The 11,917-nt window shown below is 63.9% G+C and carries 9 protein-coding genes; 3 read left to right on the forward strand and 6 right to left on the reverse strand.

The genetic code is table 11. The features are described from left to right. Positions 1-171: 171 nt before the first annotated feature. The 3 genes from JVX98_RS11960 to JVX98_RS11970 all read right to left on the reverse strand — a co-directional run bounded on the left by JVX98_RS11960 (position 172) and on the right by JVX98_RS11970 (position 3,402). Entirely contained in the window at positions 172-1,257 is a 1,086-nt protein-coding gene (locus JVX98_RS11960) for a YcjF family protein (RefSeq protein WP_192446235.1), read from the reverse strand. Beyond that, positions 1,254-2,750 (reverse strand): YcjX family protein, encoded by a 1,497-nt coding sequence (locus JVX98_RS11965; protein ID WP_205238719.1) that lies wholly within the window; start codon positions 2,748-2,750, stop codon positions 1,254-1,256. The genes JVX98_RS11960 and JVX98_RS11965 overlap by 4 nt, the downstream gene beginning before the upstream one ends. Positions 2,751-2,892: 142 nt before the next feature. Next, positions 2,893-3,402 carry a histidine phosphatase family protein gene (locus tag JVX98_RS11970; RefSeq protein WP_205238720.1) on the reverse strand — a complete coding sequence of 170 codons (510 nt, stop codon included), beginning with the start codon at positions 3,400-3,402 and terminating at the stop codon, positions 2,893-2,895. A gap of 404 nt (positions 3,403-3,806) precedes the next feature. Between JVX98_RS11970 and dksA the strand changes: the two genes are divergently transcribed. Then, complete coding sequence (gene dksA, locus JVX98_RS11975; protein WP_043614592.1) at positions 3,807-4,226, forward strand: RNA polymerase-binding protein DksA; 420 nt, start codon at positions 3,807-3,809, stop codon at positions 4,224-4,226. Positions 4,227-4,397: 171 nt separating this feature from the next. Here dksA and JVX98_RS11980 read toward each other — a convergent pair whose 3' ends face one another. Next, entirely contained in the window at positions 4,398-5,381 is a 984-nt protein-coding gene (locus JVX98_RS11980; protein ID WP_205238721.1) for a flagellar biosynthetic protein FliO, read from the reverse strand. Between the two features lie 268 nt (positions 5,382-5,649). Here JVX98_RS11980 and cckA point away from each other — a divergent pair, with 268 nt between their 5' ends. After that, on the forward strand, positions 5,650-8,268 hold the full coding sequence (gene cckA, locus JVX98_RS11985) for a cell cycle histidine kinase CckA (protein ID WP_205238722.1): 2,619 nt from the start codon (positions 5,650-5,652) through the stop codon (positions 8,266-8,268). A gap of 107 nt (positions 8,269-8,375) precedes the next feature. Here the strand turns inward: cckA and JVX98_RS11990 are convergent, their stop codons facing one another. Both JVX98_RS11990 and JVX98_RS11995 read right to left on the reverse strand, forming a co-directional pair. Then, positions 8,376-9,305 carry a pseudouridine-5'-phosphate glycosidase gene (locus JVX98_RS11990; RefSeq protein WP_043614584.1) on the reverse strand — a complete coding sequence of 310 codons (930 nt, stop codon included), beginning with the start codon at positions 9,303-9,305 and terminating at the stop codon, positions 8,376-8,378. Positions 9,306-9,336: 31 nt separating this feature from the next. Then, positions 9,337-10,284 (reverse strand): carbohydrate kinase family protein, encoded by a 948-nt coding sequence (locus JVX98_RS11995; RefSeq protein WP_205238723.1) that lies wholly within the window; start codon positions 10,282-10,284, stop codon positions 9,337-9,339. Between the two features lie 319 nt (positions 10,285-10,603). Between JVX98_RS11995 and recA the strand changes: the two genes are divergently transcribed. Then, a complete protein-coding gene (recA, locus tag JVX98_RS12000; protein WP_043614579.1) occupies positions 10,604-11,692 on the forward strand; it encodes a recombinase RecA in 1,089 nt (362 codons plus the stop codon). Positions 11,693-11,917: the final 225 nt, after the last annotated feature.

Here is an 11,917-nt window from a genome sequence, read left to right on the forward strand (position 1 = left end):
CTGATCGCGGCCCGAAAACCAGTTGTTCACACGCTTTCGTGGCCTGGTGATTGCCTGCCTTAGCATGCGCTTGCAATCGAACAGCTGTCGGCACTGCACGAAGCATGCTCGCGAGCGGGAGAGCCCGGTTGCGATTCGCTTGCAAACGTTCAGGCTATTGTCAGAGCAAGCTTACTTCTCGCCGTTGTCGCCAAGAACGCGCCCGGCGCCGGGGCTGAGGTCGGAGAGAAAGTCACCGATACCCGGACGTTTCAACGCTCGAAACGGCATGGGACGGCAGAGGTCCATGGCGGCGATGCCGATGCGTGCCGTCATCAGGCCGTTGATGACGCCTTCGCCAAGGCGCGCCGAGAGCTTCGAGGCCAGCCCGTGGCCGAGCACCTGCTGGATGAGACTGTCGCCAGCCGCGATCGAGCCGGTGACGGCCAGATGGGCGATGACGTCGCGCATCAGCCGCAACAGGCCGAGCGTGCCGGGACGGCCGCCGTAGAGTTCGGCCATGGCGCGGATCAGGCGGGCGGACTCGTAAAGGACATAACCGAGGTCGACGAGCGCCCGCGGACTGACCGCCGTGACGATCGACACGCGCTTGGATGCCGCGAGAATAAGGCGCCGCGCCTCGCGGTCGAGTGGGCTCAGCAATTCGCGCTCGGTGAGCTCGATCACGTGCGGACCGTCGATGATCTCGCCTTCGCTCTCCTTCAACCGTGTGCGCCCGCGCGCCGTTCGCGGATTGCCGGCCAGCAGGTGCACGAGCTTCGCCTGCGCTGCGCGCGCCGGTTTCGCAATCGCCGAAGTCGCGGCCGCCTCCGTTTCCGCTTTCAGCTTCTGGATCGCCGTGAGCTGCATCAGCCCTGAAAGCTCGCGGCCAACAACGATCAGCAACGCCAGCAGCCCGATCGCGACGACGGCAAGCGCGGAGTAGCCGAGCCAATCGGCGCGCGCGAAGAGGTCGCGCAGCAGGCGATCGACCCAGAGGCCTGCCGCAAGCGAGAGGATGATACCGAGCGCGCCGGTTGCGATCTTACCGACCGACAGCCGGCGTTTGCGAGGACTTGCTTCGGGCAAGGCGAGGGCTTCGACCGCAAGCGTGGTTTCGCGGAACGGGTCTTCCGCATCGGGTGTCAGCACCACGTTGTCGTCGAAGCTCGCAGGCGCGCGCCGCGTGCGCATCTGCGGCGCTGCCTCGGCGGGCTTGTCTTCGCCAACAGAAAAGGCACCGGGACGGCGGCTGCGGCCGTTGCTGTCGTCACTCATGCGAGCCGGTCTCCGAACAGGAATTGCATGGCCCGGTCGAGGCGGATATGCGGCACCGACAGTTTCAAGCCGCCGCCGGTTTCCTCAAGATGTGGCGGACGGAAGCGAACGAAGCTCAAGTCCGGCAGCGGATGAGCGCTCTCGATATAGGTGGTCGCGCCGGACCGGGTCTCCATCGTCTTGAAAAGAACTTCAGGATCTGCCGGCAAGTCACCGGGAAATATAGCAGTTTTCTTTTCTCCATCGAAGATTTCGCCGTTGATCTTCTCGCCTGCGATTGGCGTGCCGACGATGACCGGCAGGGCATGGCCATCGTGGTTGACGGTCGCTTCGCGGGTGGCCCTGACCGATGCGAGCGCCATGACCTCGAGGCCGGCACCGCTCAACCCGATGCTTTCGGCAGCGCGGTCGACGAGGCGCGCAGCGATGCGCTCCAGCCGGTCGTGGCTTTCGTGATGCAGGTGATCCGCCTTGGTTGCGGCGATCAGCACCTTGTCGATCCGACGCGTCAGCAGGGAGGAGAGCCAGCTGTTGGTCCCCGGACGGAAGCAGGCAAGCACGTCCGCCAGGGCCTGCTCGAGATCGAGCAGCGCCTCCGGCCCGTTGTTGATCGCCTGCAGCGCATCGATCAGCACGATCTGCCGGTCGAGGCGCGCGAAATGCTCACGAAAGAACGGGCTGACGACATGTTTCTTATAGGCTTCGTAGCGCCGCTCCATCATCGCCCAGAGCGAACCTTTCGGCGCGCGGCCCTCGGGCAGATCCGGAAGCGGCGAAAAAGTGAGCGCCGGCGAACCTTCGAGGTCGCCCGGCATCAGAAACCGTCCGGGCGGCAGGGTCGAGGGCGAGCGTTCGTCCGCCTTGCAGGCTCGGAGATAGCCGGTGAAGCTCTCGGCGAGCCGACGGGCGCTGGCCTCGTCGGCGGTCGCCGTGGATCCGGCCGACGCGGCGAGCGTCAACCACTCGGCCGACAGCTTCGCGCGGCCAGGTGCACGGGCGCGCGCCACGGAATTGTTGCTGAACGCGCGGAAGTCCTGCGCGAGCAGGGGCAGGTCGAGCAGCCATTCGCCGGGATAGTCGACGATGTCGAGCGACAGCCGGCCCGGCGAAAACAGCCGGTTCCAGCCGCTGGCGCTCTCATATTCAAGGGTAATGCGCAGCTGCGAGATGGCACGCGTGGAGTCCGGCCAGATGCGATCGCGCACGAGGGCGGCGATATGGTCTTCATACTGGAAGCGCGGCACGGCATCGTCGGGCTGCGGCTCGAGCCTGACCTTGGAGACGCGGCCCGAACGCACCGGCTCGAACACCGGCAGGCGCCCACCGTTCAGCAGGTTGTGCACCAGCGACGAGATGAAGACGGTCTTTCCCGCACGGGAAAGGCCCGTTACGCCGAGCCGGATCGAAGGGTTGACGAGGCCGGAGGCGCGGTCGGTGAGATTGTCGAGCGCGATCAGCGCGTCGTCTTTGAAGCTGGTCAGGTTAGGCGCCAAGTCTTGGTCTTTCTTGCGGCGTGTTTCCCGGGATCGTTCGGATCGGCGAGCCTGCGAAATGGCGATCGGCTGCAGGCTGCCTCCGCGATATAGGCACTAATTGCGGCGCCGCAACGCGCACGCGGCATTTCTTCTTACGCCGTTATGGTGTCGGCAGCAGCAGCGACACCAGGCGGGCGGAGGCGGCATCGCCGACAGCAGCCAGATCCAGGATGGCCAGCCCCGCCGGCGGATAGCCGTCGGGAAGCGCCTCCCGGGCGGCATCGTCTCCGACCAGACTGCACAGCAACTGTTCGATCATCGGGTTGTGGCCGACGAGCATCAGCGCGTTTACATGCCGGTGGGCGTCGATGAGGTCGAGATAGACGCTCGTCGGACCGGAATAGAGCGCATCGATGTAGCGGATATCCAGATCTTCGCTGACCGTGCGGAAGAATGGCTCGGCCGTTTCGCGGCAACGCACGGCCGTCGAACAGAGGATGCGGTCGGGGCGAATGCCCTGGTCGGCGGCCGTCTGGGCAAGCCGCTCCGCATCGATGTAGCCGACCTCGTCCAGCGATCGATCGAAATCGCGCTGGCCCGGAAGCGCCCAGCCGGAACGGGCGTGCCGCAGAAGGTAGAGGCGGAGAGCCTTGGGGGCGCTGTCTTGCATCGAATGGTTCCGGCGTTGCCTGCCGGTTGCAGCGACAGGGTAGAATTTTGTCGGCTTTCGTGTCGGCCGGCAGACCGTCACCTTTCCCCGGCCGGACCGTAAAGATCAAGCTGGCCGCCGTGATTTTTTCGAGGACTGTCGGGTGCTGCGCTTTGCCGCGGTCGCGAATGGACGATCAAATGACGCAAACACATCATTGTCACTTTTCAGCGAGCAGAGGCGGTGTCGTCGGTGGGCGCAAGTCGGAAATCAAGATCCGATGTGTAATTTTGATGAAATATTCGTCAGTTAGCCTGCAACGCGAGCAATATTAAAATACGGTTGAGTGTCTGTTCCGAGGCTTGAATCACGGCTTCCATAGGTCTATACACCGCCGCAATGAGATGTTCTTCAGGAGAATCGCGTTGAGTGAGAAGATCGATCTTAGTACCTTCGTCCTTTCCGAGGACGAAGAATTCATGAATGCCAACCACCGGGCGTATTTCCGGGCCAAGTTGAACGCTTGGAAAAATGACATCCTTCGCGAGGCACGCGAGACACTGGATCACTTGGCAGAGGAGAGCGCCAATCATCCGGATCTCGCAGACAGGGCTTCTTCCGAAACTGACCGGGCAATCGAGCTCAGAGCCAGGGACCGCCAGCGCAAGCTGATCTCCAAGATCGATGCGGCGTTGCAGCGGCTCGACGAAGGCACCTACGGCTACTGTGAAGAAACAGGCGAGCCGATCGGCCTGAAGCGACTGGACGCCCGTCCGATCGCAACCCTCTCGATCGAGGCGCAGGAGCGCCACGAGCGGCGGGAAAAGGTCTACCGGGACGAATAAGCTTTCGGGCTTTCGTAGCAGTCTGAAAAAAGGCGCGGGTCAAACCGCGCCTTTTTCCGTTATGCCGAATTTCTTGCGAAGAAACGAAGCGGATTTTCGCTTCAGTATCTGGCCTCAGACAGTATCCCGCGTTGTCGCGATGCCCGACGTCGCCGTCGGGCCAATGCGCAATCAGGGCTTACGCCCGGCGGAGATGTCGGCCAGCATGCGGTTCATCTCTTCTTCGATCGTCGGCTCCTTGTGACCGCCATCGGCGCCCGGCGCGCCGAGGGTTGGCTCCTGACGGCCGGATTGAAGCGATGCACGGTTTTCCGGAGTGACGGATGTCGCCGGGCCGAGGCGCTGCAGGTCGCCGGTGATCTCGGCGTCGAGGAGGCGCTCGAAGTCGGAAAGGGCGGCTGTTGGAGCCGGCTGCGGCTGAGACTGGATGATCGGTGCGGGGCGCTGAAGCTGCTGGGCTGGCTGCGCCTGAATGGGCTGCGGCTGCACGGTCTGGGCCATGGCGACCGGACGGCTCATCGGCGCATCGACGTTCACCGAAGGGGGTGCGCCGGCGGCAACGGACGGGATCTCGGGTGCCGCTTGGGCGACGGAGCGGGCAAGAGGGCGCTGCTCTGCCGCAAGGGCAGGTGCGGCCACCCGGCGCTGCTCGGCCGCAACGCGCATCGGCGCCACAGGCTCGACGCGGGCGACCGGCTGTTCCTCGGTCCGGGTGATGGGGCGAACCGGGGTTGCGACGACGGGTTCGGCCTGCATCGACGGCGCGGGCTGTTGAAGGGGTTCCCTGACGACCGGACGGCTTTCAGCCATCGGTTCGGCGACCTTGCGTTCGATGACAGCGGGGCGTTCGGCCGGACGCTCGTCGCCGCCGGTGACGATCCGGCTTTCGATGACGATATCCGTCGGCCCGCCGATCATGATCAGGTGCTCGACATCATCACGGCGTACCAGCACGAGGCGGCGCCGGGTATCCACGGCGGCGGCGTCGAGCACGGCCAGACGCGGCTGGCGGTTCTTGCCGCCGCGGATGAAGGGCGAGGAAGGGCGGTTGCGCATGATCCAGAGTACGGCCACGAGGCACAAAAGTCCGATCGCGACCGCTGCAGCGGCGACAACGAACCGGCTGCCGTTGTCGGCGATGATCGTTTCCATCATAGGCTGAACTCCTTCTGCCTTTCGAGTGGCAGTATTTGACGGCTTTTTTCGGGCTCGGACAAGCACTTCGCCGACATTCCCTGTGAATTGGCTCGAATGCTTCCGCACAGGTGCTTTTTGCTGTTATCTCTGATTGTTAAAGATGATTCTTGTCCGAATGATCGAGGGCGTGTCGGCAATGGCCGATTTTGCCCGGCGGTTTGAGCGGATGCCGGCCGGAAGGGCTGGGCCGCGCCCGCGCGCGGTGCCGGCCGCGTAAGAGGACCCGATGACGAAATTGCGGCAGTCAGGCGACTACCAGATGCCGGTTGTTGACCGTGGCGTCAGGCCCGGAACCGTGCTGCGGATCGTGCTGCTCGCGATCGTCCTCACCGTGTCCGCCATCGCCTTCGTGATCTTCCGGAACCAGATGGAAAACGAGATCGTGCTCGGCATCCTAGGCGTTCTCGCCATGGTCGGCATCTTCTTTCTGGTATCCTCGGTCATTGGCTTCATCGAGGTGATGCCGCAGTCGCGCCCGGACGAACTGGCGCGCGCCTTCCTCGATGCGCATGAGGACGGCACGATCGTGACCGACCGCAAGGGCCGGATCATCTATGCCAACGCCGCCTATGGCGCGTTGACGGGTGCCAGAAACGCTGCCGGCATCCAATCGCTCGAAACCATCCTGTCGCGCAATCGCGAGGCGACGGAAGCGATCTACCGGCTGACCAACGGCCTGCACGAGGGCAAGCAGGGGCATGAGGAATTCCGCCTGCTGAAGCCGCTCGCGACCGGTGCGGCCACCGGCTCCGGCGCCCATTGGTTCCGGCTGAAGGCGCGGGTGCTGCCGCTCGAAGACAGCGAGCGCAACCCGCTCTATCTCTGGCAGATCGCCGACATCACCGCGGAGCGCGACGACCAGGAACGCTTCTTCAAGGAATTGCAGAACGCGATCGACTATCTCGACCACGCGCCCGCCGGCTTCTTTTCCGCGGGGCGCAAGGGCGAGATCTTCTACATCAACGCCACGCTCGCCGACTGGCTCGGGATCGATCTCACCAAGTTCCAGCCGGGCTCGATCAGCATCGGCGATCTGGTGGCCGGCGAGGGGCTGACGCTCGTCCAGGCGGTTCAGGCGGAGCCGGGTCTGAAGAAGACCAAGATGCTGGACCTCGACCTGCGCAAGATGAACGGCCAGAGCCTTCCGGTGCGCATGATCCACCGCGTTTCTTCGACCCGCGACGGCGCGCCCGGCGAAAGCCGCACCATCGTCATGTCGCGCGAGGGCGGCGAGGACAGCGACCAGTCGGCGTCGAGCGCGGCGATGCGCTTTACCCGCTTCTTCAACAACACGCCGATGGCGATCGCCTCGGTCGACGGCAATGGCCGGATCCTGCGCACAAATGCGCCTTTCCTGAAGCTGTTCTCCGGCCTCGTCTCGCAAGACGATGTCGAGCGCGGCGCGCTGATTGATGCCGTGGTGCACGAAACCGAGAAGCTTCGCCTGCACGATGCGCTTGCGGCCGCCAAGGACCGGCAGGGCGACATCGCACCGATCGACGCGTTGCACCCCACCGATGGCGAGCGCCATTTCCGCTTCTACGTCAATGCCGTGATCGACCAGACCGATCAGGCGCCTGAGGAAGCGGCGATCATCTACGCGCTGGAGATTACCGAGCAGAAAGCGCTCGAAAACCAGATGGCGCAGACCCAGAAGATGAACGCGGTGGGCACGCTTGCCGGCGGCATCGCGCACGACTTCAACAACGTGCTGACAGCGATCCTGCTGTCGTCCGACCACCTGCTCCTGTCTGCCCGGCCGGCCGACCCGAGCTTTGCCGACCTGATGGAGATCAAGCGCAACGCCAACCGCGCCGCGGTTCTCGTGCGGCAGCTGCTCGCCTTCTCGCGCAAGCAGACGATGCGGCCGACGGTGCTCAACATGACCGACGTCATCGGCGACCTGCGCATGCTGGTCGACCGCATGACCGGCACCAACGTCAAGGTCGAGGTGGATTATGGCCGCGATCTCTGGCCGGTCCGGACCGATCTCGGCCAGTTCGAACAGGTGCTGCTAAACCTCGCCGTCAACGCGCGTGACGCGATGCCCCAAGGCGGCATCATCACACTTCGCACCCGCAATCTGCCGGCGGAGGAGGTCTCGGCCTTCGGACGGCGCGAACTGCCGGACGAAGACTTCGTGATGGTCGAAGTTTCCGACCAGGGAACCGGTATTGCGCCTGAGATCCTCGACAAGATCTTCGAGCCGTTCTTTACGACCAAGGAGGTCGGCAAGGGCACCGGTCTCGGCCTGTCGATGGTTTATGGCATCGTCAAGCAGTCGGGCGGCTACATCTATCCGGAATCGGAAGTGGGCAAGGGCACGACCTTCCGCATCCTCTTGCCGCGCCATATCGAGGTGCCGGTTGCGCCCGAGGAGCCCGTGCAGGCAGGCACCGGAACCGTTGCTGCGCCGGTGGTGCAGACGATAGCGGCTCCCGTGGTCAAGAACGAGGAGCCGACCGATCTCACCGGCGATTCGGCAGTCGTGCTGCTCGTCGAGGACGAGGAGGCCGTTCGCCGCGGCGGCAAGCGCATGCTGGAAACGCGCGGATACACCGTCTATGAGGCCGGCTCCGGCGTCGAGGCGCTCGACATCATGGACGAGCTCAACGGCGCCGTCGATATCGTGGTATCCGACGTGGTGATGCCGGAAATGGACGGACCGACGCTTCTGACCGAACTCAGGAAGAAGTATCCGGACCTGAAGTTCATCTTCGTCTCGGGCTATGCCGAAGACGCCTTTGCCCGCAACCTGCCGGCGGACGCCAAGTTCGGCTTCCTGCCGAAGCCGTTCTCGCTGAAGCAACTGGCCGTCGCCGTGCGCGAGATGCTCGATTCCTAAGCCTGGTCGGTCTAAACCTCTTTTGAGTAATCCCGGTGAACTCCGGACACGAAAAAGCCCGGCGAAATGATCGCCGGGCTTTTCTGTTTGTCGAAGACTGTCCGAGATTACTTCGCGTTCAACGCCACCGCGATCTCGCCGGCAAGCCGGGCATTATTCTCGACCAGCGCAATGTTGGTCTCGAGGCTGCGGCCCTCGGTCATTTCGAAGAGGTTGCTCAGCAGATAGGGCGTGACCGCCTTGCCGGTGATCTCGTCGTTCTCGGCGTTGTCGAGCGCGCGGGCGATGTAGATTTCCATCTCTTCGCGCGGGATCTCGGCAGCTTCCGGAACCGGATTGGCGACCAGCATGCCGCCTTCGACGCCGAGCTGCTCGCGCATGGTCTGGAAGTTGGCGATCGCCGCCGGGCTGTTCAGCATCAGCGGGCTCTTGAGGCCGCTGTCGCGCGACCAGAAGGCCGGGAAGATTTCGCTGTCATAGGTGACGACAGGAACGCCGCGGGTTTCGAGCACTTCGAGCGTCTTCGGAATGTCGAGGATCGCCTTGGCGCCGGCGCAGACGACGATGACGCCGGTGCGGGCGAGCTCGTCGAGGTCGGCCGAGATGTCGAAGGAGAGCTCGGCGCCACGGTGCACACCGCCGATGCCGCCGGTCGCAAAGACCCGGATGCCGGCGCGGGCAGCGGCAATCATCGTCGCGGCAACGGTCGTCGCGCCGGTGCGGCGCTCGGCGATCGCGAAGGCGAGGTCGGCGCGCGAGACCTTCATCGCGCCCTGGGTCTTCGCCAGTTCTTCGAGCTTGGCGTCGTCAAGGCCGATATGCAGTACGCCATGGATGACCGCGATGGTCGCCGGCACGGCACCCTGCTCGCGGATGATCGCTTCAACGCTGCGGGCCATGTTCAGGTTGCCCGGGTAGGGCATGCCATGGGTGATGATGGTCGACTCCAGCGCCACGATCGGCGCGCCACGCGCCTTGGCGGCTGCGACCTCGTCGGAATATTCCATCGGCAGGAAGGGGGAAGCGGGTTTGGTCATGGTCTTTCCTTGGGAGTTCTGCTGGCAAATGTCATGACAGCATTTGGGGCACGGGCACAAGGGCCAGCGCCTGTTCGAGATTGGCCGCGGACATCTCTTCGGATGCGGCCAAGGGAGAGCGCAAGGTGATTTGAGCGGCTGCGATGCCGTGCCGCAGGCACGCGTTGATGGCGTGGCCGCCAAGGCGCGCCGAGAGGAATCCGGAGGCGAGCGCGTCGCCGGCGCCGGTGACGTCGGCAAGGGCGGGAAGGGCTGGCGGAACGGCAACGCAGGTGTTTTCGCCGTCGAAGGCGACGACGGCACGGCCACCGCGTGTGACGACGCCACCCGTAAGGCCGACGTTTCTCAGCAACGACGGCCACTCATCCGCCTCGGCCGCCTCCTTGCCGGTCAGTGCCCGGGCCTCGGATTCGTTCATGAACAGGAACGAGAGATGCGAGAGGCACGGCCGGTAGCGGATGACCTTGGCCGGCGAAACGGCGATGCCGGCGACGAGGCGGCCGTTGCCGGCAGCTGACTGGGCAAGTGCGGCAATGGTTTCTTCGGGCAGGTTGGCGTCGGTCAGAACGAGCTGGCTCGTGGCAATGACCTCGCGCAGCGCGCGCCGCTGCAACTGCCGCGGCGAGAACAGCCGATAGAGCTCCATGTCGGCAAGCGCAATCACCAGATTGCCGTCGTTTTCGAGGATCGCCGTATAGCTCGGCGTCTGGCGGTCGAGAAAGGTGAGGGGGCTGTCGATGACGCCGGCGGCGGCCGCGGCTGCGGTCACCATCTCGCCGGCCGCATCGCCGCCGCGGGTGCTGATCATGCGCACGCTGTGGCCAAGCCGCGCCATGTTGCGCGCGGCATTGAAACCACCGCCGCCCGCTTCTTCGAACCAGCTTCCCGGATTGCTCGATCCGGGCGCAGTCGTTCCCGATATACGGCCGCGCCTGTCGATATGCGCGCCACCGAAAACGACGATCTCAGCTTGCGTCATGAATGTTCCTCTGCTTGGCCGATCGGCCGAATATCTGTTGGCATCCTGCAATGCCGCATCGCGAAGCGCCACGCGCCCGACCCGTCCGGAGGGTCATGCGCCAACGAATCGGCCGGGCCTTGCTGGGCAGGTTCGAAGCGCTGGCGCCAACATTCGAAAACTCCGGTTTCGTTCCGTGAACAAGAATCGAACGAATGGTGGATAGCTATTGTTTTTCAATGTGTTGTCGCGCCCTTGCAAATACGGAACAAAACATGTACAAAAACTCCTGCGGCGGCTTCATTGCCTCGGTAGCTTCAATAACCTAAAGGTGGACCAAATGGCACAAAACTCTTTGCGGCTCGTAGAGGACAAATCGGTGGATAAAAGCAAGGCACTTGAAGCGGCACTTTCCCAGATCGAACGGTCGTTCGGCAAGGGATCGATCATGAAGCTCGGTGGGAAGGACAGCATCATTGAGATCGAGACGGTTTCGACCGGCTCTCTCAGCCTCGACATCGCGCTCGGCATTGGCGGCCTGCCGAAGGGCCGCATCGTTGAAATTTACGGCCCGGAAAGCTCGGGTAAGACGACGCTGGCGCTGCAGACGGTTGCGGAAGCTCAGAAGAAGGGCGGCATCTGCGCCTTCGTCGACGCAGAACACGCGCTCGACCCGGTCTACGCTCGCAAGCTCGGCGTCGATCTTGAAAACCTGCTGATCTCGCAGCCCGATACCGGCGAGCAGGCGCTCGAAATCACCGACACGCTGGTGCGCTCCGGCGCGATCGACGTTCTCGTCGTCGACTCCGTTGCAGCGCTCGTGCCGCGCGCTGAAATCGAGGGCGAAATGGGCGACAGCCTGCCGGGCATGCAGGCCCGCCTGATGAGCCAGGCGCTGCGCAAGCTGACCGCCTCGATCTCCAAGTCGAACTGCATGGTCATCTTCATCAACCAGATCCGCATGAAGATCGGCGTGATGTTCGGTTCGCCCGAAACCACCACCGGCGGCAACGCGCTGAAGTTCTACGCCTCGGTTCGCCTCGACATCCGCCGCATCGGCTCGGTCAAGGAGCGCGAAGAGGTGGTCGGCAACCAGACCCGCGTCAAGGTCGTCAAGAACAAGATGGCGCCTCCCTTCAAGCAGGTCGAATTCGACATCATGTATGGAGAGGGCGTATCGAAGACCGGCGAACTGGTCGACCTCGGCGTCAAGGCCGGCATAGTCGAGAAGTCGGGCGCCTGGTTCTCCTACAACAGCCAGCGTCTCGGCCAGGGCCGCGAGAACGCCAAGACGTTCCTGCGCGACAATCCGGATCTCGCACGCGAGATCGAGACGGCGCTGCGCCAGAACGCCGGCCTGATCGCCGACCGGTTCCTCGAGAATGGCGGTCCGGAAGCGGACGACGGCGACGAACCGCCGGAAGCATAAGCCGCTCGGTCCACTGAGCTTACCCAGGAACCGGTCGCCCCATGGGCGGCCGGTTTTTTGCTGGCGTCTGGACAGTCGGATATGTGAGCGATAAAAGCCTTTGGTTCCGGCGACCCAGCGCGTTGGAGGGTGTGGTCACCAAGGGCGGCTGCAGGGTTTAGGGACAATGGCTTAGTGGCGCGGCGTGGGCCGGACCCGGGCCGGAATCGGTGCTTAAGAATAGGA

This window comes from Ensifer sp. PDNC004, from assembly GCF_016919405.1.
In the GTDB taxonomy this organism is placed as follows: domain Bacteria; phylum Pseudomonadota; class Alphaproteobacteria; order Rhizobiales; family Rhizobiaceae; genus Ensifer.

What these genes read in the sequence shown, in the direction of transcription:
- JVX98_RS11960 (WP_192446235.1), bottom strand. Translation starts at nt 1,257, where the DNA reads ATGAGTGACGACAGCAACGGCCGCAGCCGCCGTCCCGGTGCCTTTTCT.
- JVX98_RS11970 (WP_205238720.1), bottom strand. Translation starts at nt 3,402, where the DNA reads ATGCAAGACAGCGCCCCCAAGGCTCTCCGCCTCTACCTTCTGCGGCAC.
- JVX98_RS11980 (WP_205238721.1), bottom strand. Translation starts at nt 5,381, where the DNA reads ATGATGGAAACGATCATCGCCGACAACGGCAGCCGGTTCGTTGTCGCC.
- cckA (WP_205238722.1), top strand. Translation starts at nt 5,650, where the DNA reads ATGACGAAATTGCGGCAGTCAGGCGACTACCAGATGCCGGTTGTTGAC.
- JVX98_RS11990 (WP_043614584.1), bottom strand. Translation starts at nt 9,305, where the DNA reads ATGACCAAACCCGCTTCCCCCTTCCTGCCGATGGAATATTCCGACGAG.
- JVX98_RS11995 (WP_205238723.1), bottom strand. Translation starts at nt 10,284, where the DNA reads ATGACGCAAGCTGAGATCGTCGTTTTCGGTGGCGCGCATATCGACAGG.
- recA (WP_043614579.1), top strand. Translation starts at nt 10,604, where the DNA reads ATGGCACAAAACTCTTTGCGGCTCGTAGAGGACAAATCGGTGGATAAA.